General features: G+C 68.8%; 21 protein-coding genes. 8 read left to right on the forward strand and 13 right to left on the reverse strand.

What is annotated here, in order from left to right; genetic code table 11:
- Window positions 1–144: 144 nt before the first annotated feature.
- On the forward strand, window positions 145–837 hold the full coding sequence (locus U874_RS0113685; RefSeq protein WP_157834264.1) for an SOS response-associated peptidase: 693 nt from the start codon (window positions 145–147) through the stop codon (window positions 835–837).
- An 87-nt stretch (window positions 838–924) separates the two neighbouring features.
- On the opposite strand, the gene U874_RS0113690 is transcribed toward U874_RS0113685, so the two are convergent.
- The 5 genes from U874_RS0113690 to U874_RS0113710 form a co-directional block, all read right to left on the reverse strand.
- Entirely contained in the window at window positions 925–1,590 is a 666-nt protein-coding gene (locus U874_RS0113690) for an ABC transporter ATP-binding protein (protein WP_029988511.1), read from the reverse strand.
- Between the two features lie 124 nt (window positions 1,591–1,714).
- Window positions 1,715–3,295: an ABC transporter permease gene (locus tag U874_RS0113695; protein WP_025135099.1), complete on the reverse strand. Its 1,581-nt coding sequence runs from the start codon at window positions 3,293–3,295 to the stop codon at window positions 1,715–1,717.
- A gap of 164 nt (window positions 3,296–3,459) precedes the next feature.
- Window positions 3,460–5,277 carry a carbohydrate-binding domain-containing protein gene (locus U874_RS0113700; protein ID WP_081810038.1) on the reverse strand — a complete coding sequence of 606 codons (1,818 nt, stop codon included), beginning with the start codon at window positions 5,275–5,277 and terminating at the stop codon, window positions 3,460–3,462.
- A complete protein-coding gene (locus U874_RS0113705) occupies window positions 5,274–6,098 on the reverse strand; it encodes a polyphosphate polymerase domain-containing protein (protein ID WP_025135101.1) in 825 nt (274 codons plus the stop codon). The genes U874_RS0113700 and U874_RS0113705 overlap by 4 nt, the downstream gene beginning before the upstream one ends.
- A complete protein-coding gene (locus tag U874_RS0113710) occupies window positions 6,095–6,670 on the reverse strand; it encodes a DUF4956 domain-containing protein (RefSeq protein ID WP_198525860.1) in 576 nt (191 codons plus the stop codon). The genes U874_RS0113705 and U874_RS0113710 overlap by 4 nt, the downstream gene beginning before the upstream one ends.
- 164 nt (window positions 6,671–6,834) lie before the next feature.
- Here U874_RS0113710 and U874_RS0113715 point away from each other — a divergent pair, with 164 nt between their 5' ends.
- Both U874_RS0113715 and U874_RS0113720 read left to right on the forward strand, forming a co-directional pair.
- A complete protein-coding gene (locus U874_RS0113715; RefSeq protein WP_025135103.1) occupies window positions 6,835–8,094 on the forward strand; it encodes a sensor histidine kinase in 1,260 nt (419 codons plus the stop codon).
- Window positions 8,091–8,828, forward strand: coding sequence for a response regulator transcription factor (locus U874_RS0113720; protein ID WP_025135104.1), 738 nt, complete (start codon window positions 8,091–8,093; stop codon window positions 8,826–8,828). The genes U874_RS0113715 and U874_RS0113720 overlap by 4 nt, the downstream gene beginning before the upstream one ends.
- Here the strand turns inward: U874_RS0113720 and U874_RS0113725 are convergent.
- On the reverse strand, window positions 8,812–9,150 hold the full coding sequence (locus U874_RS0113725) for a hypothetical protein (protein WP_025135105.1): 339 nt from the start codon (window positions 9,148–9,150) through the stop codon (window positions 8,812–8,814). The genes U874_RS0113720 and U874_RS0113725 overlap by 17 nt on opposite strands.
- Before the next feature lie 463 nt (window positions 9,151–9,613).
- Between U874_RS0113725 and U874_RS15590 the strand changes: the two genes are divergently transcribed.
- Window positions 9,614–9,838 carry a hypothetical protein gene (locus tag U874_RS15590; RefSeq protein ID WP_157834265.1) on the forward strand — a complete coding sequence of 75 codons (225 nt, stop codon included), beginning with the start codon at window positions 9,614–9,616 and terminating at the stop codon, window positions 9,836–9,838.
- 66 nt (window positions 9,839–9,904) lie between these two features.
- On the opposite strand, the gene U874_RS0113730 is transcribed toward U874_RS15590, so the two are convergent.
- A complete protein-coding gene (locus U874_RS0113730; RefSeq protein WP_025135106.1) occupies window positions 9,905–10,270 on the reverse strand; it encodes a DUF3592 domain-containing protein in 366 nt (121 codons plus the stop codon).
- Between the two features lie 138 nt (window positions 10,271–10,408).
- Here U874_RS0113730 and U874_RS0113735 point away from each other — a divergent pair, with 138 nt between their 5' ends.
- Together U874_RS0113735 and U874_RS0113740 are read left to right on the forward strand one after the other, a co-directional pair.
- Window positions 10,409–11,008 (forward strand): TetR/AcrR family transcriptional regulator, encoded by a 600-nt coding sequence (locus U874_RS0113735; protein ID WP_029988517.1) that lies wholly within the window; start codon window positions 10,409–10,411, stop codon window positions 11,006–11,008.
- Complete coding sequence (locus U874_RS0113740; protein ID WP_025135108.1) at window positions 11,005–12,804, forward strand: alpha/beta fold hydrolase; 1,800 nt, start codon at window positions 11,005–11,007, stop codon at window positions 12,802–12,804. Before U874_RS0113735 ends, U874_RS0113740 begins: the two co-directional genes overlap by 4 nt.
- Here the strand turns inward: U874_RS0113740 and U874_RS0113745 are convergent.
- Window positions 12,801–13,991, reverse strand: coding sequence for a hypothetical protein (locus U874_RS0113745; protein ID WP_157834266.1), 1,191 nt, complete (start codon window positions 13,989–13,991; stop codon window positions 12,801–12,803). The genes U874_RS0113740 and U874_RS0113745 overlap by 4 nt on opposite strands.
- A 189-nt stretch (window positions 13,992–14,180) precedes the next feature.
- The gene (locus U874_RS0113750; protein ID WP_025135110.1) at window positions 14,181–14,846 is read right to left on the reverse strand and encodes a hypothetical protein; all 666 of its coding nucleotides are present in this window, start codon (window positions 14,844–14,846) and stop codon (window positions 14,181–14,183) included.
- 300 nt (window positions 14,847–15,146) lie between these two features.
- Between U874_RS0113750 and U874_RS0113755 the strand changes: the two genes are divergently transcribed.
- Window positions 15,147–15,695, forward strand: coding sequence for a helix-turn-helix transcriptional regulator (locus U874_RS0113755; protein ID WP_157834267.1), 549 nt, complete (start codon window positions 15,147–15,149; stop codon window positions 15,693–15,695).
- A 44-nt stretch (window positions 15,696–15,739) separates the two neighbouring features.
- Here U874_RS0113755 and U874_RS0113760 read toward each other — a convergent pair whose 3' ends face one another.
- Together U874_RS0113760 and glsA are read right to left on the reverse strand one after the other, a co-directional pair.
- Window positions 15,740–17,380: an MFS transporter gene (locus tag U874_RS0113760; protein WP_025135112.1), complete on the reverse strand. Its 1,641-nt coding sequence runs from the start codon at window positions 17,378–17,380 to the stop codon at window positions 15,740–15,742.
- The gene (gene glsA / locus U874_RS0113765; protein WP_025135113.1) at window positions 17,377–18,456 is read right to left on the reverse strand and encodes a glutaminase A; all 1,080 of its coding nucleotides are present in this window, start codon (window positions 18,454–18,456) and stop codon (window positions 17,377–17,379) included. Before glsA ends, U874_RS0113760 begins: the two co-directional genes overlap by 4 nt.
- 198 nt (window positions 18,457–18,654) lie before the next feature.
- Between glsA and U874_RS0113770 the strand changes: the two genes are divergently transcribed.
- Window positions 18,655–19,059, forward strand: a complete 405-nt coding sequence (locus U874_RS0113770; protein WP_157834268.1) for a hypothetical protein — start codon at window positions 18,655–18,657, stop codon at window positions 19,057–19,059.
- Between the two features lie 438 nt (window positions 19,060–19,497).
- Here U874_RS0113770 and U874_RS15595 read toward each other — a convergent pair whose 3' ends face one another.
- Window positions 19,498–19,884, reverse strand: coding sequence for a hypothetical protein (locus U874_RS15595; protein WP_157834269.1), 387 nt, complete (start codon window positions 19,882–19,884; stop codon window positions 19,498–19,500).
- A gap of 616 nt (window positions 19,885–20,500) precedes the next feature.
- Window positions 20,501–22,108, reverse strand: coding sequence for a murein biosynthesis integral membrane protein MurJ (murJ, locus tag U874_RS0113775; protein WP_081810039.1), 1,608 nt, complete (start codon window positions 22,106–22,108; stop codon window positions 20,501–20,503).
- Window positions 22,109–22,180 lie beyond the last annotated feature (72 nt).

The raw sequence follows: 22,180 nt of genomic DNA on the forward strand, positions 1-22,180 counted from the left end.
GATCCGGTCGACTTTGATCCACTATCGACCCCCTGAAGTGGATCAAAGTCGAGCGGATCTTGGGAGGGGGGAAGGAGGCGAGCACTCAGCGCCAAGTCTGGGTAGGGGGTGTTCTTCCCGCCCCGATCGTCCTACGCTGTGGCCATGTGTGGGAGGGTCATCGTCGACTACGACGAGAACATGGATGTGGCCAGCGGGAGTCAGCTCGCGGACTGGATGCAGCACCGGCCGGCGGAGTACGCGCCCTCCTGGAACGTGAAACCCACGCAGCGGATCCCGGTGGCGTTCACCGACCGCACGGACGGCTCGCGGCGGTTCGAGTACGCGTTCTGGTCGCTCGTGCCCGTCTGGTCCCGGCAGCTCGGCACCAAGTTCCCGACGTTCAACGCGCGATCCGAAACGGCCGCCGAGAAGGCCTCGTTCAAGGCTTCGGTGCAGAGTCGGCGCTGCGCGATCCCCGTCACCGGCTTCTACGAGTGGACCGGCGCGAAGACGGCACGCACCCCGCACGCGATCTTCGGTCCCCGCCCGATCCTCCCGCTCGCGGGACTGTACTCCTGGTGGCGGGATCCCGAGGCGGAGGGCGACGCCGGCTGGCATCTCACGGCCACGATCCTCACGCGCGCGTCGGCGGGCGTGATGCAGCCGCTCCACGACCGGATGCCGGTGTTCCTCGCGGACGAACTCATGGGGGACTGGTTTGACCCGGAGACGCCGGGCGACCAGCTCCTGCTCGACGCCGTGTCCGAGGCGAGCCTCCCGCTCGCAGAGGAGCTGCGCGAGTACGCCGTGCGGCCGCTCCGCGGGGACGGGCCGGAGCTGATCGAACCGGCCTGACGCGAGCGGAACCAGCCTCAAGCTGCCGGATCCGGGTCGACGAGTCCCGGATCCGGCAGCGCCCGTCCGTCCCCGCGCGCTTCCCGCTCAGATCTCCCGGATCGTCCCGTCGCTCAGCCGGAGGCGTCGGTGCGCGCGCCGCGCGACTGCCGAATCGTGTGTCACCGCGACGATCGTGAGGCCTTCCGCATTGAGCGCTTCGAGGAGGGCGAGGATCTCGTCGCGCATCGCCTCGTCGAGGTTTCCGGTCGGCTCGTCTGCGAGCAGCACACGCGGTTCGGCGACGATCGCGCGGGCAATCGCGACGCGCTGCTGCTGCCCGCCCGAGAGCTCGCCCGGACGGTGATCACCGCGATCAGCCAGGCCCACACGGGCGAGCGCCTCGGCCGTGCGCCGGTCGCGTTCCGTGCGCGGGATCCCGCGGCCCTCGAGCGCGGTGTCCACGTTCTGGATCGCGGTGAGGGTGGGGATCAGGTTGAACGACTGGAACACGAAGCCGATGCGCTCCGCCCGGATCCGGGTGAGCTCGGCGCGCGACGCCGCGCCCAGATCGATCCCGCCGAGGAGCAGCGAGCCGCTCGTGGGGGAGTCGAGCGCGCCGAGCAGCTGGAGCAGCGTCGACTTCCCGCCGCCGGTCGGGCCCTGGATCGTGACGAACTCGCCCGCGGCGACCTCCATGTCGATCCCGCGGAGCGCGCGGACGGTCTGAGTGCCGGTGCGGTACGTCCGCTCCACGCCACGCAACACGTAGATGGGCGGTGCGGCGGCGGGATCCGCGGTCGAGGCCGCGAGGGAGGTGTTGGGTGTGGTGGTCATTGCGTGGCTCCTCTGTGGGAAAGGCTGGGGTGCGTGCGGGGGAGGTTCGGGATCGCCGCGATCACGCGACGGCTCGCAGCGCTTCGACGGGGCTCAGGCGGGTGGCCCGCCAGCCGCCGAACGCACCCGCGAGGAGCCCGCCGAGGACCGTGAGGCCGATCGCGCTGGCCACGATCCAGGGCGTCACGGGCGCGGTGAGGACGATCTCGGTTGCCGCGGCGGCGCTCTGGCCGAAACCGCCGGGGATTCCGCCGCCGGGCATTCCGCCCTGCGGCATCCCTTCGCCGGACATGCCCGCGGCACCGCCGGGGCCGGCCAGACCGTCGGCGGCACCGCCGCCCGCGGAGCCGCTCGCACCCGTGCTGATCGTCGGCGCGATGAGCGAGATGATGCCCACCGCGCTGAGCCCGAGCACGAGGCCGGCGGCGCCGCCGATGAGCGCCTGGACCATCGACTCGCCAGCGACCTGGGAGACGACGCGCGTGTTCGACCAGCCGATCGCCTTGAGCGTGCCGAACTCGCGAGTGCGCCGCCCCACGCCGGAGCTCGTGAGGAGCATCGAGATGAGCAGCGCGACGAGCAGCACGATCACGGACAGCCACGTGCCGAGACTTGAGAGGAGCGAGGCTGCGCTCGAGAGGGATCCCGAGACCTGCGCCGCGAGCTCGGACTGGGAGCTGACCGTCGCATCGGGCACGGACGCCTCGATCTCCTCCTGCACGGTGTCGATGGACGCCGCCGAGGCGGCGCTCACGTGCACCGTCGAGACGACATCGCCGAGCCCGCTCAGCGAACGGGCGGTGTCGAGGGGCAGGTACAGCTCGGCGGCCGTATCGGCCGAGTCGGTGGCCGAGGCGAGGATGCCGACGATCTCGACCTCCGCGCCCGCAACCTCGACGGTGTCGCCCACCGAGAGTTCGCTGCTCGTCGCGTACGTCTCGTCGAGCAGTGCGACGAGCGCGGTGTCGTCCGCCACAGTGAAGCCCTGCCCGGAGACGAGCTGCGTGGCCGAGAGCGGCCCCGTTCCGGTCTCGCTCGGATCGACTCCGAGGACGCTGAAGCTGTCGATCCCGAACGAGCTGCCCCCGGCGCCGCCCGGCATGCCCGGCCCACCGGGCCCGCCGCCGGTGCCGCCCGTGTCAGCCGTGCCACCGGTGTCAGCCGTGCCACCGGTGTCAGCCGTGCCGCCGGTGTCGCCCTCCTGCAGCTGGGACAGGTCGGGCATCTCGCCGGTGAAGGTGGTGCTCGTGAGTTCGAGGACCCCGGTCGCGGAAGCAACGCCGTCGAGCCCGGAGATCGCGTCGACCACGGCGGCATCGAGTGTTCCGCGCCCCATTTCGCTCATTAACCGGGACTGATTGAGCGTCGTCGTGCCGTCACTGCTCTCGCCCTCGGCCGCCCCGAACTCGAAGCGCGGGCCGCCGGGGCCGCCCTCGCCCGGCGCCTGCGGAGCGCCGGAAACGGTCAGGTCCGTGCCGACGCCGTAGACGCTCTCGAGCGCCTGCGCCTGGGCCTGACGCACGCCCGTTGAGAGTGCGGAGACGACGATCACGAGTGCGATCGCGATGGCGAAGCCGGCGGCGATGATGACGGTCTGCCGTTTCCTGCCGCGGAGTTCTTGGATGAGCATGGTGCGATACATCGAGGTCCTTTCAGAGGGGGGCGAGCGCAGGGCCGGGGTGCCCCGAAAGCGGTGGGCCGAAGCCTGTAGAAGCCAGTGTTTCCGGAATCGGGGGCAGGCACGTCACCCCGCTGGGGACACTTCATGTACCGCGATCGCAGTACGGGGAGGCGGCTGGAGCGCCGCTACTGGGCGGGCGGCGCCATGCCCTCGCCGGGTGCGCCGCCCGGGCCTCCCGCGCCGTCCATCCCGCCGGGGCCCGAGAAGCCGCCCGTGCCCGCGACCGCGGTTCCGAGCACCTCCCCGCCCGAAACGACGGAGTAGGACCCGCCCTCGGTGATGCTCGGCGTCGACACGAGCACCGTCGAAGCGGTCTTCGCCGAGGTGAAGCTGCCGAGCTCGGCACCCGTCTCGTCGACGATCGTGCCGCTCTGGCCCGCGGTCAGTGGCGCCGAGACGATCACCCAGCCCTGCTCCCCGGCGGACGGAGTCTGCTCCATGTCGCCGGGACCGAACGCCTGGATGGTGCCCCCGCTCACCGTGATCTCCCCGTCCGCGTCGAGCGAGCCGTTCCCGCCCTGGCTCGGCCCGTACACGGTGACCGCTCCGCCGGAGATGGTGAGGCTGCCGTTCGAGTCGAGCCCGTCGCCCTCCGCGTCCACGGTCACGGTGCCCCCGCTGATTTCCAGCACCTCGCCGGTGTCCTGGAACTCGGACTGCTGCGAGTCGTCGAGCTCGGTGCCGGCGATGAGCGCCTGGAGCTCGGTGTTGCCGGAGGCGTTGATCCCGTCGTCGCTCGCGGCGACCTGCACGTCGCCGCCACTGATGCCGATCGAGGCCGCTTCGATCCCCTCGGTCGACGCGGTGACGGCCACCCGTGGGGCATCGGTCTCGGGCATCTCGCCGATCGCGATGACCGCTTCGGCCTTCACCCCGTCATCGGCGACTGACGCCGTGAGAGATCCGCCGCCGATGATCACATCGGTGAAGGCCTGGACGCCGTCGTCGCCCGCCGAGATATCGATGGTCTCGCCGAGGATCGCGATGTAGCCGCGCGTCCAGTCGATGTCCGCCGCGGCGTCGCCCTCATCGCCTCTGCTGAACATGCCATCACCGTTCTCGGCGGTGAGGTCGAGGGTGCCGCCCCGCACCACGAGCGCGTCCTTCCCGCGGAGTGCGTCCTGGGCGGCGGAGATCGTGATGTCCCCGCCGAGAATGACGAGGTCATCCTTGGACGTGATGCCGTCGTTCCCCGCATCGGAGATCGTGAGCGCGCCGTCGCCGCTGATCGTGAGGTCCGCGCGGGAGAAGATCGCAGCGTTCGCATCGACGTCAGCAGCGTAGGACGCCGCGTCGGACACCGTGTTCGTGCTGCCGTCTGCCAGGTGGATCGCCACATCGTCTGCGCTCTGCACGTCGATCGCGGCCCCAGCGCTGTTGCGCAGCGTGACCCCGTCCAGGATGATCACGACCCGCGCGTCGTCGGGAGCGGCCACCACGAGCTGCCCCGAGAAGGTGCCCGAGAACCGGTAGACCCCGGCATCGGTGATGGTGACCGTCGCGTCGCGTGCAGTGATCCCGGCGCCGGTGGGATCGGCGAGATCGACGTCGAGGGCCGAGGCCGCATCCCACTCGTCGGGACCGAACACGGTGGCGTCGGCGTTCTCCGCGAGGACGCTCGCCGGGCTGAGCGGGCCCGCGGCACTGGCCTCGGTTCCCGTGTCCTCGCTGCTCTCCGAGACGCCGGTGCTCTCCGCCGTGCGCTCGACCGCGCTCCCGGCCGACTGCGGAGCTGCCGGAGATGCGCAGCCGCTCACCCAGAGCGCTCCGCCGAGGAGCACCGCGCTCGTCCGGAGGAGCCCCGCGCGCAGACGGGGGTGGCGCGCCGGAGCGCGCCGAAACGCGGACGCAGCGAGGTCAGGCGCAGCGGGGCTTGGCGCAGCGGGGCCGTGCGGCGCGGAGCCGCCGCTGTGAGCATCGTGCGAAGCAGGGGTGGGAGTCATGGGGTGTTCCTTTCTGAAGATGACGTGAGGGGGGTGAGGATCGCCGTGCCCGCGGTGGGGCCGACGACGCGAGCCCACTTGTTCCGGGGGAGCTCCGCGTGCAGTGCGGCAGTGCCGATCCCGAACTTGCTGATCCCGCTCGGACGGACTCCGCTGCGCCAGAGCGCGACGTCCAACTGGCTTTTCCGCTGGGCCGACTTCGTCTCGATGATGACGCGATCTCGGGCGCGCACCCCGGCGCCCTCCGCCGAGCGCCAGTTCAGTTCCGTGTCGATCGTCGCGCGGCTCCCCTCGGGGAGGAGCAGCGTGGTGCGGCGGTAGGTGCTCGACACGGTCGGGCGCAGCTGTGTCACGAGTGCGCCGTCGTGGCCGTGCTCGGAGAGCACCGATGCGGCGAACTCTCGCCCATCGGGCCCGAGCCAGGCGCGATCCTCCCGGTCCCAGGGAATCCGGGTCTTCACGGTCTTCCCGCGCCCGTCCTTCGTTTTCACCTCGAGGAAGCAGCCACCGGTGTCGACATACGTGCGGGTGCGCAGCTTGAAGCGCCGCCGTCGGCGCTGCGCCGTGAGCCGGTAGACGGCGAAGTCGTCGGTGTCGAAGTACACCGAGTCATAGGCGAACGCGCGTCGATCCGCGATCTCGAGCACCCGGGTCTCGGGGTCGAGCGTCCGCAGAACGGCGGCCGCGTCGGCGGGGGAGAGTAGGTACTTGCGGTCGACGCGTTCGAGGAGCTCGGCGCCGTGGACGAGCTCGGGCAGGGAGACGGCGGGCAGACCGGCGAGACGCGCGGCGGCCTGACCGGCAGCGGCCGCGGGGCTCATGCGGACCGCACCAGCTCGGACCGCACGAGCTCGTAGCGCACGTCCACGAGGGTGCTGTCGTTGACGAGGTCGACCTGCTGCACGGTCACGGCCGTGATCCGCGCATCGAGCTGGCGCGCGAGCGCGAGCCGCAGTTCCTCCTCGGAGGTGATCGCACGATCGAGACGCACGATCTGCTGCCGGCTCCCGGCGAGCAGACGCGGGTGGTCCGCGAACCACATCACGGCGACGATCCCCACGATCAGGATGCTCGGCAGGAGGATGCTCGTGCCGCCCGCGAGGCCACCGATCAGGCCCATCGCGAGCGACGCGAAGTAGTAGGCCACCTCTCGCTGCGAGATCTCGGAGGAGCGAAGCCGGATGATGCTCAGCACGCCGAAGAGCCCGAGCCCGAGCCCCGCGGCCACCTGCGAGCTGCCGAGCACCATCGTCACCGCGAGCACTCCCGCGTTCACCCCGAGAAACGCGACGACGAGGTCGCGACGACGGTGGCGGCGGTAGTACACACCGAACACGAGGACGAGGATCGCGGCGAGATCGATCGCGGCGAGGATCGCGGGGGTGCTGATCATGGAAGCTCCTTGAACTGGCGGATTTCTGGTCTGCTTCCAGCGTCGCGCGCGCTCAGGATCCGCGCGTCACCCCGGCGCGGGCATTCCGTGTACTGCACCCGCGGTATACGGAATCCTCCGAACGCGTCATTCCTTCCCTTCCCGGGCTTCGGCAGAATGGAGGCATGAGCATCGATCACGCGCAGCGCCAGCCGGCGCCGGGGCGGGCCACCTGGTTCGCGCGATTCCCGGTGTGGGCGCTCGACGCGGTGGCGATCCTGGTCGTCCTGGTGACCTCGTCGTTCGGCGTCCCGATGATGCTCGACGGGGGGAATCCCGGTGGCCCCGGCTTCGGGCGTCCAGGAGGGCCGATCCCGGGGGCGCAACCGGTCGCCCAGGTCCTGGTGCCGATCCTGATCGTGCTGGCCGCGTGCGCACTCGTGCCGCTCCGCCGCAGGTGGCCCTTCGCTGTCGTGTGCGCAAGCATGGTGCTCACCTGCCTCTCCGTCGCCCTCCGAGCGCCGTCGATGGGTGTGGGGATCGTCGTGATCCTCGCCATGTACCAGTTCGGGGCGACACGGACCCGCCGGGCCACGCTCATCGTCGGGGCATCGGCCACGCTCATCGTTGTCGCGCTGAGCCTCCTCAGCAGCGAGTTCGGTGTCTTCGACGTTCGCGTGTTCCAGATCGCCGCGGGAATCGCGGTGGCCGCGGCGCTCGGAGACAGCTCCCGCTCCAAGCGGGAGGCGGCGCTCGCCGCAACCGAGCGCGCCGATCGAGCGGAGCGGACGCGTGAGGTCGAAGCGCAGCGGCGCGTGGCCGAGGAGCGCCTGCGGATCGCGCAAGACTTGCACGACACCGTGGCGCATCAGATCTCGGTGATCAGCCTGAACGCGGGCGTCGCCTCCAGCGCGATCGACGCGAACCCGGAGAAGGCGCGCACCGCACTCGGCACGATCCGTCGCTCGGCCCGGGAAGTCCTCTCCGAGATCAGCGAGCTCCTCACCTACCTGCGCACCGATGATGAGTCCGGAGCGCTGCCGCCGCAACCCGCAGCTCGAGATGTCATCGCGCTTATCGACCGCGTCCGGGAAGCCGGCTTGCGTGTCACGCTGACGGGCGAAGAAGCGCTCCCCGAGGTGGGAGGCGCCGCCGGACGCGTGCTCTACCGGGTCGTGCAGGAGGGGCTGACGAATGCCCACAAGCACGGCACCGGCGGCACCGCCGCGGTCGGCATCGAGGTGCACCGAGGCGAAGTGGTGGTGCGGATCTCGAACCCGGTTTCGGGGGCGGCGCCGCAGCACACGGAGCCGCAGCGGAGCGGGCTGGGACTCACAGGAATTCGAGAGCGGGTCGCCGCGATCGGCGGCTCGGTCCGCATCACCGAGGGCGGCGAGTACCTGGTCGAGGCGAGGCTCCCGATGAAACGAGAGGAGCAGCCATGATCCGCGTGCTCGTGGTCGACGACCAGTCGCTGATCCGCCAGGCCGTCGTCGATATCCTGGCGAGTGCGCCGAGCGTCGAGGTCGTCGGCGAGGCCACGAACGGCGAGGAGGCGCTCGCCCAGGTGGCGGCGGTGCGCCCCGACGTGGTCCTCATGGACATCCGCATGCCCGTGCTCGACGGGATCGCCGCGACGGCGGCGATCTGCGCCAGCCAGGACGAGGCGCTCGGCGACGGAGACGCCGCGCACGGGCCGCGAGTGCTGATCCTCACCACATTCGAGGAGGACGAGAACGTCGTGGCAGCGCTGCGCGCCGGAGCGAGCGGTTTCCTCGGCAAGGGCGCGGAGCCCGAAGAGATCGTGCGCGCGATTCAGGCGGTGCACGCGGGCGATGCGCTGCTCTCGCCCGCCGCAACCCGGAGCCTGATCGCCCGCTACGTGGCCGGGCCGACGCTGCCCCGGGTCTCCGAGTCTGCGCACCCGCAGCTTGCCGCGCTGACCGAGCGCGAGCGCGAAGTGCTCCTGCTGGTCGCGCGAGGGCTCTCGAACCAGGACATCGCGGAGGAGCTCGTGATCTCCCCGCACACGGCGAAGACGCACGTCAACCGGATCATGGCGAAGGTCTATGCGCACGACCGTGCCCAGCTCGTGATCCTGGCCTACGAGAGCGGCCTGCTCGTCCCCGGCGCCGGCCCGCTCGCGAGCGGTGGCGGCGGCGTCAGTTCGGGCGCTTGAGCGACTTGGGGGTGCTCTGGATCATCGCCAGCGCAGAGAAGCTCGCGTCCCGCAGGTCCATCTGGCGCAGGCGCACGTCTCGCTCCATGATCATGTGCAGATCGGTGTGGCAGGACACGCAGAGCGGGATCAGATCGTCGTGCGCCTCGGCGCCGAGCGAGTCGTAGCTGCAGAGGTGCAGGTCGCCGCTCGCGAGTGACCAGGCCCGCTGGCAGCCGCCCACGCATCGGATCTGCGGGGCGAAGTACCAGCTCAGTTCTTCCTCGACCCACTGGAGCTTTCGTCTGCGCCACGCGGCGGAGCGGGTGAATTCCTGTCGCACCGTGCTCCACCGGGGGTCGCCGAACTTCCGTCGGCCCCACGTGCTGTTCTCGTACAGGGCGCACTCCTCTTGCCGATCGATCTCACCGCTCGGGCGGCCACCTGCGCGCCGAGCTGATCCAGGCTACGCGCCGAAATGCGCCCGGGAGGCCGGGCGGCAGACAAATCGGTACCCTGCGAGCCGAACTGTGTGGTCTTCGCGTCAGACTCGTGCGTCCGGAGGCGCCGGGTGAGTATGCGCGCGGGGCTGGCGGGTGCGTGGAGTTCGCGCGGGTGCGCAGTGGGCGCGTGCTGCCGACGTGCACCCCCTGCCTTGCGTCGTTCCCAGAGGCCCCGTACGATCGTGCTCCAAGGATGGGTGGCCAGGGTCAGCGCGAGTGAGGCGCGTTCGCGGCATCGTCGCTTGTGCAGCGTTCCGGGGTATCCGTTCCTGGTGGGGTCGAACCAACGGAGGGACCCGCACTATGGAACGTCACAAACGTCGCTTGCTGATCGACCTCGCCGCCGGAGTGCTCGCGGCAGGCATCGTCTTTCTCGGAATGGGAACCAGCGGTCGGGGCCTCTGGGCCATCCTTGTTCCGGCCGCGCTCATCGTGGCCGTCGCCGCGGTTTCGCTTCGGAAATACTGGCGCGCACGTCGTGGTGGCCCGGGCGATCCAGAGCGTGAGAAGCGGCGCAGTGGTTCTTGACCGTGGCGTGCCAGCGGGTTGTGCCCCGGCGTTCGGAGCGCGGAACGGAGCGCCGTTGCCACGCCCTCACCGCAGCGAGAGGACCAGAAATCCGATCGCGCAGACCGCCGCGCAGGCGCCGACCCAGATGAGGAGTGTGCCCTGCGTGCGGAACTGTGCGGGGTGGGAGCGGGCGGGATCCGCCGGATCGTAGGCGACCGTGCAGCTCCCGCCGGACGGTGCCCGGAACGCCACGCGAATGCGCGAGACGCCCGAGTAGGTGCGCCCGTCTGCGAGCTCGTACTCGTATGACGCCGGAGTGAACTGCAACTGCGGGCCAATCCAGCGGCCCGCGGTGCGGTGCCAGTGCGCCGGCACGAGCGCCCGGACCCTGACCCCAGCGAAGGTGACCATCGCGGAGACCAGGAGGAGGAGCATGCTGGCACTCGACATCGGCGCTCCATCCGGCAGGTCTTCAGGTGGGGGATTCCTTGCGCCACTGTACTCGACCGGCTGCCCGGAGCCGCGCGCGATCCGTACGGATCGTGCGCGCAGTTGCAAGAAATATACAGACCGGTCTATTATTTCGGCATGGCTTCCAAAGGCGAACTCACCCGAGCGCGGCTCACCGCATCGATGCTCGAGCTCATTCAGATCAACGGCTACAGCGGCACCGGGCTCAACGCCGTCGTCGAACACGCTGCGGCCCCCAAGGGCTCGCTCTACTTTCACTTCCCCGAGGGGAAGGAGAGCCTGGGGGAGGCGGCGATCGACCTGGCGGCGGCGCAGTTCGAAGCACTGATCGCCGATGCGGTCGAGTCCTCGGAGAGCGTGGCGGCGGCCGCACGCGCGGCGATCGCGGCGCTCGCGGCGGTCGTGCGCGAGAGTGACTACACGCTGGGCTGCCCGGTGTCTGTCGTCACCCTGGAAATGGGGGCGGAGAGCGAGCGGCTGCGCGGCGCGTGTGCGAGCGCGTTCGAGCGCTGGATCGCCCCGACGTCGACCCTCCTCGAGCACGGCGGGCTGCCGAGGGCGGAGGCGCGAGGTCTCGCGACCGTCATCATCTCGATGATCGAGGGATCCGTCATCGTGGCGAGGGCGACCCACAGCACGCAGCCGCTCGAGGCCGCGGCCGATGCGATCGCCGAGCTGGTCGATGCGCGGACGGCCGGCGCGGGGGCTCCCCGATGACGGGGCAGCGCGCTCCCCGCCACGCGCTGGTGCTCGGCGCGTCGGGGCTCGTCGGAAGGTTCCTGGTCCGCGCGCTGGCCGAAGCCGGGGCCGGGATCACGGTGGCGGTGCGGAGCGCAGAATCCGGCACCCGTCTCGGCGAGTGGCTCCGCGCGCACGGCGTGCTGCGCAACGTGGAGATGGTGATCGTCGACTTCGACGCCGAGACGATCCTGCCCGGCGGTGCGCCCGCGTTCGCGCACGTCACCGAGATTCACAACTGCGCCGGCTCGTACCGCTTCGGGATGGACCCCGGGGAGGCGCGCCGCGCGAATGTCGGCATCGTCGAGCAGGTGATCGAGCTCGCCGCAGCGCTGCCGCAGCTGCAGCGCGTCGTCCATGTCTCCGGATATCGCGTGGGCGGCCAGGATCCGGCGAGCGTGCCCTGGTCCCCGAGTCACCGCGAGCGCGTCTACGCGCAGTTGGGCGGATACGAAGCCTCCAAGGTGGAGTCCGACGCGATCTTCCAGGCGCTTGCGCAGGAGCGCGGCGTGCCCTGGACGATCGTCAACCCCGCCAGCGTGATCGGCGACAGTGCAACCGGGGAATCCGATCAGCACATCGGTCTCGCCGCGACGATCGAGCAGCTCTGGGACGGAACCGCGTCGGCGCTGCCGAGCGGACCGGACACCTTCCTGCCGGTGATCCCGGTGGATGTGCTCGCAGCGTTCATGGTCGCCGCAGCGACCGATCCGCGCGCGGAGGGGGAGGCGTACTGGGTGCTCGACGACGCGACGCCGCTGCTCCCTGCGATGCTCACGCGCCTCGGCCACCACCTGGGCGTGCGGACGCCCAGGCTGAAGCTCCCCGTGCGCGTGATCAAGCGGCTTCCGAGCTGGCTCACCCGCGCGGATCCCGAGACCCTCGGGTTCCTCTCCGCGGATCGATACCCGACCGCGGGCGCCGACGCACTTGCCGCCCGTCACGGTGTGCACGCTCCCGACGTGAACCGCTCGATCGAGCGCTGGGCCGATCACCTCGTCGCGCATCGATTCGGGCGGGCCGGGGGCCCGGAGCGACGGATCGTCGACATGGCCGGGGTGCCGACCTTCACGCTCGGCGACCCCGGGTCCCGCAGGGTGATTCTGCCCGGGCTCCCGGTGAATGCCGACACCTGGGGGCACGTGGCCACAGGATCCGGCGCGCGAGCCGTCGACCTGCCCGGTTTGGGGTTGAGCGGAGGATCCGGGATCGACGACTGGGAGGAATGGCTTCCCGCGCTCCTGGACGGTGGGCCGATCGATCTGATCGGGCACTCGATCGGCGCGGCCGCGGCCGTCGTGGCAGCGGATCGGTTCCCGGAGCGGGTGCGCAGCCTCACGCTGGTCGCGCCCTTCTTCCTCCAGGGAGGGCCCCGTCGCCTGTCCGTGCCCCGGCCGCTCGTCCGGGCCTACCTGCGCTCGGTGAACTCGCGCAGCTTGTCCGCGCAGATCACGGGAACCGGGTCGAGCTCAGCCGCGCTCGACTCGAGCGTGAACGACCTCAGGCGCGGTCGCGCGGGGAGCGTCGCCGCCCACCTCTCCCGCGCGGCGTCGGCGCGATGGCGGGCGGAGCTTCGCACGGCCCTCGCGCGCTTCCCCGGCCCCGTGCACATCATCACCGGCAGCGAGGATCCGCTCGAACGAGGGATCGCGGAGCAGCTTGCCGCCCGGCCCGGGGTCGAGCTCACCTCGCTCCCCGGCGCCGGGCATCACCCGCAGCTCACGCACGGGGACTCGGTGATCCGGGCCCTCGGCGCTGCGGTGGGCGGGAACTAGCGGCCGGTCGCTCTGCCTCGCAGACCCCGGGCGAGTGCGACGGCGAGAACGCCGAGGCCTGCCAGGCCCCCACTCAGCAGAAGTCCGTTCGTGTGGGACCGGCCGCCGGTGTCAGCGAGGGTCTTCGCTGCCGGGGCTGGTGATCCGCCGCCGCCCGGAGAGTCGCACTTCAGCTGGCTCAAGTCGTACACCCATTCCAGTGTTGTGCCAGAGACGGTCTCGTACTCCGGCAGAATGACTGCGGTGACCAGTGTGCGGTTCTGGGGGCCGGAGGTGACGTAGTTCACTCCCTCGGTCGGTGTGAAGCTGAGGCTGCCGGGTGCGTCGCAGCTCGGGCTCACGAAGTGCGGCGCGACGGGTGAGGTGACGCGCGGCTCGACGGGGCACACCGGGTACAGGGTGAGATCGAATGACCATTCCTGCACCGCATCCGCGGGGAAGACGTAGCCCTCCTGCGGGGTCGCGGTCACCGTGACATGGTCGGCGTCGCCCGTTCTGGCGAATGTGACGCCCTCCTGCGCGGGGAGCTGAACGCTCGGGCGGTCAGAGCAGCGCTCCGCCGGAACGATCGTGGGGGCCATCGGGGTGACCTCGATCTGTGGTTCCGGCGATGCGAAGCGAACCGAGAAATACACCCCGCCGGTCACCCAGAACGCCCCCCAGACACCGCCCTGCTCGCTCAGGACAAAGTAGTCGGGCCGCCCGCCGAATGCCATCGGGAAGCTCGCTCCAGGGTGTTCTGGGGCGGCGGCAGGTCGAGGGTTCACCACGATGGCATAGCGCTGCTCATCCGAGAGCTTGGGTCGACCGGGGAACGAGGCCGTTGCGGTGGCCACGTTGGGGTTGTCGTCCCACACCGCGAAGGAGAGTTCCCCCACGCCCCCCGCGATCGGGTCGGGCGAGACCTCGTCGTTCGGAGACATTGTGTGGATCGATGCACCGCTGAACTCGAACTCGCCGACCGTCCACACCGTCAGTGTCACTGAATCGAGGACGCCGGGCTGGGTAGGCACGAAGGGCTGCGCAAACCGGTCGCCCTGAGTGAAGAGGTTAGCGCCCTCGGTTCCAGGGAACACGAACTCCTGATCGACCACCGTGCGATCAGCTGCGTGTGCGGGAACGGGAGAGGCAGGGGCCGCGATGAGTGCGAGCACAGCGACGAGGGACACCAGTGACGCGCGGGTCACCGACTGTAGTCTTGTTGACATTCTCTGTGAATGAGCTTTCCGTTAGATGCGTGAAACCCGTGTTGTTTGCATCGATCCTATGCGCGGAGCTCGGCGAAATCGAGGGGAAGAGCTCTACTCGATCGCGGCGGTGCAGTCCGAAGCGGTGCCGCGGAGGCGCGTCGCCTCTGAGCGAGGAGCAGTGCGCCATCAGTCGTCCTCCGGAAGGCGATCCAGGAACGCGTCGTACTCCGTCAGGAGAGCGTCGAGCACGGAGCTGAGCTCTGCGAGCGTCGTGAGGTGTAGGGTTCGCTGCGCGCTCGCAGCTGCGTCGACCTGTCGGTTCAGTCCCGTGTGTGGCTGGCGAGTGCGGCCCATCGATACCCGATACGGGTGCCGCGCATGGTTCGTGCGAGTGACATCGACGAACAGTCGCCCCCGAGTCGCGGAGAACGCGGGCGTTCCCACTGGGGTGTCCGCGTCGCACGCCATGAGCTCGTTGGTGATGATCGTCCAACTCGAGATGCGGAGCGGGGCCAGGGGCTTCCCGAGCGGGTTGAGGAGGCCTGGGAGGAGAGCGTAGAGCGCTTCTGGATCGCGCCCGGCTGCGAGGACGGTGCGCTCGCTGCGCGCTTCGTCGAGAGCCCAAGACTCGGAGTCCCGGGACAGACGCAGGCATTCGAGCGCATAGCCCGCCTGAGCGTTCTCGAAGGAGAGCGTCAACGAAACGCCGGAGAGTCCGTTGACCGCGGAGAAGAGGACGGTGTCGTCGAGCGGGGTGATGCCAGCATCGAAGTGCGCGCTTGCGAAGGCATTGGAGTCGATGCTCCATCCACCGTCAACGGTGATCCCTCGCCCGCCGATACCCTGCGTCATCGATCTCCCTTTGAAAGCGTTGCGGTCGGCCACGGCACGTCTGGGGGCGCCGCTGAGGGACACCCGCGCCCTTTCGGGAGTGTAGCGGGCACCGGGCCGAGCCGCGGAGGATCATTCTGGTGTTCCTCCGCCAGAGTGCTGGGCGAGTCGTGAGCCCTGCACAGCTGCGGGCCTTCGCCCCTCAATCTTCGCGCGGATCGCACGCATACCGGGACGCTGGCCCACCAACTCTTCGCATTCCGTACTGAGGGTTTCCCGGGCGTCACTACGCTTGCGGCGGAGAACCAAGAGGAGGAGTCTGTGGATTTTGTCGGTGCCCTGGCGCAGGAACTCTCTGCCCAACTCGCCCGTCAGGGCATGAACCACACGGCGCTCATCGGCCTCACCGGGTTCAAGAAGTCGAGCGTGAGCAGCTGGCTCGGTGGGCAGGTCGCGCTGCCTCTGCACTTCGTGTACTCGACGTGCCAGGTACTCGGACTCGAAGTGGGCGAGGTGTTTGGGCTCGCCGAAAGTCGGATGGGGGACGGGGCGCCGACCGCTGTCGGCGCGGGATCGGAAGGATCCGTCGCCACCTTTTCCTCCGCGGAGGTGCTGCGCGAACGCGGCGAGCTGTTCGCGGATTGCGTTGCGGCAGAACTGCGAGCTCGGCTCCAGACCGCGGGTATCTCCGTATCCCGGGCAGGACGGGAATCGGGATGCAGCCCGGCTTCTGCCGGACGCTGGCTCCGTGGTGAGCTGGTGCTCCCCGTGCGGTTCGTCTCCGGGGTTGGAGCGCTGCTCGGCGTCGAAATCGCGGAGCTCGCCCAGACTGCCGAGGCGCGCATGCGCCAGTTCGAGAGCGCCGCGTAGCGGGACGACGCGGAGGCGGGAGACGGCTGCTCACGCCACGAGGCCTACGCCCCGCTTCCGCTCGCTGCCGAGGGGTCCGGGATCTCCTCCGGGCGGTAACGGGGGAGCCGAGAGGCCGGGAGCGCGGCGATCAGGCTGAGGCCCGCGAGGACGAGGAAGCCGAGCTTCAGCGTGCGGAGACGCTGCTCCTCATTGATCGTGACGGCAGCGTCGATCTGCTCCGGTGTCGCGCTCGTCTCCGCGAACTTCGCGCGCAGTTCGTCGTTGCTGATGAAGTTCACCTCGTCGAGCTGTACCTCCTCCGAGAGCTGCGCGGGCAGGTCCTCATGATCCGTCACGGCCTGGGTGAAGCCCAGGCTGAGGATCGTGACGAGCAGGGCGCCCATGACGGCAGTGCCGACGGCGCTTGCAAGGTTCTGCGTCGTGCCGCGAATGGACCCGACATCGCCCGCGAGTTCCTTCGGAGCCGCCGTGACGAGGACGTTGAAGACGAGGGTGACGAGTGCGCCCTGCCCGATCCCGAACACGATGAGGCCGAGGATCGTGGGCAGCGTCTCCCAGTTGTTGGTCACGACGAACGCGAGCCACACCAGCGCGACGGTGGTGAGCGAGAAGGAGAAGAGTGCGATTGTGCGCGGGCTGAATCTCCGGTAGAAACGCACGATCAGCGTCGCGGTGATGAACACCGTGAGATTGAACGGCATCATCGCGAGCGACGTGTCGAACGGGGTGCGCCCTTGCACGACCTGGATGTAGGTGGGCACGGTGAAGTTCACCGCAGCCTCCATCGCGACGATGATGAACATCGCGTAGATCGCGGCGCGCTCGGTGGGCTCCTTGAGGACCCCGAGATCGACGAGTGGCACCTTCCCGAGCCGCATGCGGCGTCGACTCCACATGAAGAATGCCTGACCGAGCACGATGCCGAGCACCACGAGTACGGGCGCGGGGGAGAGCCCGAGCACGGAGAAGGGGGCGCCCGGCTCGGCGATGAGGATGCCCCAACCGTTCAGGTTGTTGAACCCGAGCGTGAGTAGCACGATCGCGGAGCCGATGAGCACTGAGGCCACGAAGTCGATCCTGACGTTCGGGTTGCCCCGGTCACTGCGCAGCTTGAAGCTCAGCGCGAATACGATCACTGCGAGCCCCAGCGTCACGAAGAAGATCGGGCGCCAGCCCACGAGCGTGCCGAGCGTGCCACCGATGAGGAAGGCGCTGATTCCGGAGAATGCGCGTGCCGAGCCGAGCGATCCGACCGCCGTCGCCTGCTGGGAACCGCGGTAGTTCTCCGCGATCAGTGCGACCAGCGCCGGCACGATGACCGCTGCGGAGGCTCCGGCGAGCACCTGGCCGCCGATCGCCCAGCCGATGCTCTGCGAGAAGATCATCATGAGCGAGGACACGGCGAACACGGCGACGACGATGCGGAAGATGAGTACCCAGCCGATGCGCTGGCCGAGCTTTGCGCCCGTCATCACGAGCGCGGCGACGGCGATGCCGTACACCACGATGGTGGTACTCGCGCTCGTCGGCGGGACCCCGAAGTCTTCCACCATGCCGCCGAGCGAGATCGGCAACGCCGCGACGTTGAACGACATCAGCACTTGGGCAAGGAACAGGCCGATCATGGGTGCCCAGGAGCGACGCGTCTCCGCGGCGGTCTCGAGCGTGGAGGCGGTGTTCATCGGAGTGCTCCCTCCGTGGGGGCGGAGGCGGCGCCGGGATCGGCGACGCCGGGAACCGCGGGATCCCGGTCCACTTCGGTGTGCGGTGCCGAAGCGAAGAGATTGAGTCCGAGCGAGCGCGAGAGGAACGAGCAGGCGCGCTGCCCGCGAATACTGTTCCCCGCAGAGTCGAGCGGCGGGGAGAACGCGCCGACCGCGCCCTTGCCCGGTGAGATCGCGACGATCCCGCCCGAGACGCCGGATTTCGCAGGGAGACCGATCTCGAAGAGCCACTCACCGGATCGCTCGTACATCCCGCACGAGGCGAGCAGGGCGAGCGTGTCACGGCTGGTCTCAGCAGAGACGACGCGTTCGCGCGTGATCGGGTTGACGCCGCCGCACGCGAGCGTTGCCCCCATCACCGCGAGATCGCGAGCCGTCACCAGGAGGGAGCACTGTCGGGTGTACACGTCGACGGCCTCGTCCGGTCCCACCGCCAAGCGGTCGTAGCTCTGCAGCAGCCGGGCGAGCGCGTGGTTGCGGTAGTTCGTGAACATCTCCGAGCGGTAGACCTCGCCGTCGAGCGCGAGCGGGCGGCCCGCGAAACGACTCAATCCACTCCGGATCGCATCCCAGCGGGCCTCAGCGTCCGTCCCGGGCACGAGCGCAGTCGTGGCGATCGCGCCCGCGTTCACCATCGAGTTCATGGGGCTGCCGCCATTCAGCTCGACCGCCACGACCGAGTTGAAGGCGAGCCCCGTGTTGTTCACGCCCACGGTGTCGTGCACCGCCTCGTGGCCGATGGCCTCGCAGGCGAGCGCGAACACGAACGCCTTCGAGATGGACTGGATGGAGAACGCGATTTCGGCATCGCCTGCGCGGTGCTCGCCGCCGTCCGCGCCGATGAGGGCGAGGCCGAACCAGTCGGGATTCGCGCGGGCAAGGATCGGAATGTAGTCGGCCACGGCGCCATCGTCGGCGTTCGTGCCGGCGTACCGTTCGTGCGCCTGTGCCACGATCTCGCTCACCCGGTCCCGGGTCGGCAGCGCGCCGGTCGAGCTTCGCTGTGCGATGTTCCCCACGTCGGCTCTGAACATGTTCATATCTTCACCGCGGGACGGCCATCTGTCCAGGGGTTTTGGATCCCGGTTCGGCGTATTGCGTGCACCGCGCCGCTCCTGCGAGGCAAGTCTGTCAGGCGATGGACGGCGCGGGGCCAGAACTCCGTGGACTCCCTTAATCGAGTGAGTGGTCGGCCCGTCTCACGTTCTAGGGTCGAACAGCAGCGGACGCGGGTGGCAGCACGCGCAGCCTGCGAATCCACCGCACCCCAGCTCAACACTCTCGGAAATGAGGCGACCATGAAGCACTCGCATCGCGTACTGGCGGGAGCGGCGATTGCGCTCGCCGCAGTGAGCGGCGCTGCGCTGCCAGCGCTCGCCCTTCCTGATCCCTCGAATGAGGTCACGTTGCCCTCGCTCGGGAGTGCGCCTGATTGGGGCGTCTCGAACGAGGAACTCGTCGCGCTTCTGGGCACCCAAACCCAGGCGGAGATCGACGCAATTGCGCACAGCGGTGAACCCGCCGTGCTGCTCGTCGATGATGACGGTTCGATCCGTGCCGCCGCGCTCGCCGATGAGCCGCCTCTCGTGCCGGCGCGTCGCGCAGTCGAGCGCGATTGGTTCCAGGGGCGGGACTGAACACGAGGAGTGTTCGTTTCCTGAACGCGACGCTCGTTGCTCGGTCGAGGCTCAGACGAGGAGAGCTGCCGCACCCGCGAAGGCTCGCGCGGCGCTCTTCAAGGTCTGCGCCGCGGCGGGATCTTGGGGCCTGGGACCGGAGCGGAAAGCCTCACCTCTCACGCGCCGACTCGTCCTGATCCTGTCGGCTGAACGAAGGGGATGACCTGTACAGCTGTCAGCAGCCCTACAGCGATCCAGAGCACGACGAGCATGGTGCGGTTCCGCCGAATGGGAGTGAACGATGCAGCGGCGGCAATCGCGATCGGAACCCCTGGGAAGACCGCTGTTCCGACGCAGGCTGCGACAAGAACGACGGCAAACTGCCACAGTTTTGGAACGGGCCTGCGGGTTGGTCGGTCGTGCTGTTGAGCTCAGCCCTGCTGCATCGCGAGGTCGCTATCGTGTCGTGACCTGGAGCGCGCCGTGACGAGTGAGCACCGCGTCGAGCTCATGTGTTCCCGAGATGGGGCTGCCGTGCACCCCCGCCGAAACCTCGAACCGGTCTCGGTGGGCTACTCCGTTCGCGCGGGTTCTCCACTTGGTGCACGAACGCAGGCTGATCGAGACTCCCACTGCGTAGGACCCGGCGGTGTGGCAGGCGAAGCTCCCTGCATGGCCGCGGTATCGGGAGACCCAGGACTTCGTGAGGTCGTAGTACACCTTGCCCTTCATGACCTCCTTGTATGCAAAGAGCGGGCCCGTCGCCGTTGCCTCCCAAGCTTGGGAGTAGATTGGGCCCGCTGCTGTCGCGGCGAGGAACGCAGCGGTGTGTGCGACGCTCATTCGCTCCCGTTTGGCGAGTACCAGCGCTGTTGCCGACGTGATAAGAGCTGGGGCGGAGATCTCTGCGGGGCATCGTGAGGAGCCCACAGACGAAGGCTCCTCACGGCAGGGGAGGTGGGACTAGCAGAATCGCCAGCCGTGCGTGAACTTCTTCCCGCTGAAACCGCCAGCAACAGTGGGCCTGCTTTCTCCGCCTGTAAACGCTGTCCGCCCGCCTGGAGCCAGCGTCTTGCACGCAGTGACAGAGTCAACGAGGACTATTGGCCCGCTGGTGCTCTTGTACTTGAACTGAACTCTCACGTTCCCGCGATAATTGCAGTTTTGGAGGCTTGCCCGGTAGCCACTTGCGTTCTTCGTAAATTTCACGCCTGAGTTCTGTGACTGGCACGGCCCTGCGGGGCCTCGAAGCGCGGCGTTGACTCGCTCTGGGGGAGAAACGGCGGTGGTTCCTTGGGCTCCGGTGAGCATGAAGCTGATGGCGGCAACTGCGGTGATGGTGGGCTTCACGTACCTCATTGGTACTCTCCTTCGTTTGTTGGTGAGTCCCATCCGCTCGTTCATTTCACTCGGTCGAAGCTCATCTGTCACTGGAGCCCGGCAACGACACCCGCCCAGCTCAACGCAGGCCCCGCCGCCAGGTCCGCGGGCCGGTGTGACCGAGAAGGATGAGGCTGGGAACGTAGACGAGGAGGGCTGCCACGGTCGCGAAGATGGATCCGGTGATGGCCTCGATCGGGCCGCTGAGGAGGAAGCCCGTCGGGCTTCCTCCTCCCAGAGCGAGAGCAACAATCCACGCTGTCCCGCCGGCGAGGATCGCGCTCGCGAAGGCTCGCAACGCGTCGTGCACGATTCGCTGTCCCGCGAGCTCGGGGAGCCGCTTCCTGAACAGCGCATAGGTGATGATGACCTCCACCCAGAGGAGCAGCGCGAGCCAGAGCGTGATGACCCAAGTCACTTGGGCCGGGTCGACGATGAAACTCAGCGCGATACCGGCCGCGGCGAGTGCGGCTTCGCAGATCTGCACGATGGCGGGGGTGCGGGTGTTGCTCAGCGCGTAGAACCCTCGGTTCAGCACGAAGAGGCCACTGAAAGCAGCACACCCGACGGCCCCCGCCGCGAGCACGAGGGACACCGTCGTGACGGTCTCCGAGCTCGCCCGAAACATCACGACGCGGATCGTTGGCATCGCAAGCGGGATCATCACCGCTGAGAAGAAGAACATCGCGATCCCTGCGCGCCGAAGCAGGCGTGCGATCTCGCCTGCAAGCTCGATGAGCTTCCCTTCGAGTGCCTGCTGGCTCATCGTGGAGAACCTGCTCGTCACGAAAGACATGATCAGAATCGAATGCGGGAGCACAATGATCAGGCTCGTCAGCTGCCAAGCCGCAACACCCGCATCCTCTGCGCCCGCTCGGTTCATCGCCCCGATCGTGAGCAGGAGCACGAGCTGCGCGATGACGATGGCGAAGAAGGTCCACCCGGCGAGCTTCGCGGTCGTTCCCAGCCCCGCACCGCGAAAACGAAAGTCGAGTCTGAAACGAATCGATGCGCGCCGGAGCGCTGCCAGGAGCAAGACCACCTGTGCAAGCACCCCCGCTGTTGCGGAGCCGGCGATGAGGAACTGAGCCAGTGGCCCCCACTGCGCTGCAGGGCGCAAGCCGTCAGGATCCGCGCCGAAGAGCACGACGAAGACCGCCAGCCCGCCGAGTGCAATGAGGTTACTCAGGGCAGGGGCCCACGCAAACGGCAGGAACATCGACTGGGCGTTGAGTACCTCGCCGAGCGCGGAGAACATTGAGAAGAGGATGACCTGCGGAACGAGCCAGAAGGCCAGGACGGTCGCGAGGTGAATCTGCTCGGGGCTCTCCCATGTGCTGCCCAGCAGGGCGATCAGTGTCGGCGTGAGTATCAGGGTGAGCGCGCAGACCGCGGTTGCGGTGAGCAGCGTGAGGGTCAGTAGCCGGTTGATATACCGTTGCCCGTGCTCTGGAGCGACCATTGCACGCGAGACCTGCGGAACGAGCACCGACGAGATCGCTCCCGTCGCGATCAGGGTGTAGATCGAGTTGGGGAGCTGATTGGCCGTGGCGAAGCTATTGGCCCACACCCCCGTGGAGCCGATGGCGGTTGCCAGGAGCAGGCTGCGGGCCACACCGAGCAGTCGGGACACCAGAGTCGCAGCAGCGATCCCGGCGCTCGGGTCTCCGCTTCGCCGCTTCAGCATGCGCTCACGATAGCCCGTGGTTTCGGGTCCGTGCCGTGGATGAGTAGGAGCTCAGCGAGCGTCAGTGAAGCA

The sequence above is a fragment of the Leucobacter sp. PH1c genome (assembly GCF_000633415.1).
Classification (GTDB): Bacteria; Actinomycetota; Actinomycetes; order Actinomycetales; family Microbacteriaceae; genus Leucobacter.

Excerpts from the sequence above, each read along its gene's own strand:
- glsA (WP_025135113.1), bottom strand. The coding sequence starts at position 18,456 with ATGTTCAGAGCCGACGTGGGGAACATCGCACAGCGAAGCTCGACCGGC.
- U874_RS0113760 (WP_025135112.1), bottom strand. The coding sequence starts at position 17,380 with ATGAACACCGCCTCCACGCTCGAGACCGCCGCGGAGACGCGTCGCTCC.
- U874_RS0113710 (WP_198525860.1), bottom strand. The coding sequence starts at position 6,670 with ATGATCAGCACCCCCGCGATCCTCGCCGCGATCGATCTCGCCGCGATC.
- U874_RS0113730 (WP_025135106.1), bottom strand. The coding sequence starts at position 10,270 with ATGTCGAGTGCCAGCATGCTCCTCCTCCTGGTCTCCGCGATGGTCACC.
- U874_RS0113695 (WP_025135099.1), bottom strand. The coding sequence starts at position 3,295 with ATGTATCGCACCATGCTCATCCAAGAACTCCGCGGCAGGAAACGGCAG.
- murJ (WP_081810039.1), bottom strand. The coding sequence starts at position 22,108 with ATGCTGAAGCGGCGAAGCGGAGACCCGAGCGCCGGGATCGCTGCTGCG.
- U874_RS0113750 (WP_025135110.1), bottom strand. The coding sequence starts at position 14,846 with ATGACGCAGGGTATCGGCGGGCGAGGGATCACCGTTGACGGTGGATGG.
- U874_RS0113720 (WP_025135104.1), top strand. The coding sequence starts at position 8,091 with ATGATCCGCGTGCTCGTGGTCGACGACCAGTCGCTGATCCGCCAGGCC.
- U874_RS0113735 (WP_029988517.1), top strand. The coding sequence starts at position 10,409 with ATGGCTTCCAAAGGCGAACTCACCCGAGCGCGGCTCACCGCATCGATG.
- U874_RS0113705 (WP_025135101.1), bottom strand. The coding sequence starts at position 6,098 with ATGAGCCCCGCGGCCGCTGCCGGTCAGGCCGCCGCGCGTCTCGCCGGT.
- U874_RS15595 (WP_157834269.1), bottom strand. The coding sequence starts at position 19,884 with ATGAGCGTCGCACACACCGCTGCGTTCCTCGCCGCGACAGCAGCGGGC.
- U874_RS15590 (WP_157834265.1), top strand. The coding sequence starts at position 9,614 with ATGGAACGTCACAAACGTCGCTTGCTGATCGACCTCGCCGCCGGAGTG.
- U874_RS0113685 (WP_157834264.1), top strand. The coding sequence starts at position 145 with ATGTGTGGGAGGGTCATCGTCGACTACGACGAGAACATGGATGTGGCC.
- U874_RS0113740 (WP_025135108.1), top strand. The coding sequence starts at position 11,005 with ATGACGGGGCAGCGCGCTCCCCGCCACGCGCTGGTGCTCGGCGCGTCG.
- U874_RS0113715 (WP_025135103.1), top strand. The coding sequence starts at position 6,835 with ATGAGCATCGATCACGCGCAGCGCCAGCCGGCGCCGGGGCGGGCCACC.
- U874_RS0113700 (WP_081810038.1), bottom strand. The coding sequence starts at position 5,277 with ATGACTCCCACCCCTGCTTCGCACGATGCTCACAGCGGCGGCTCCGCG.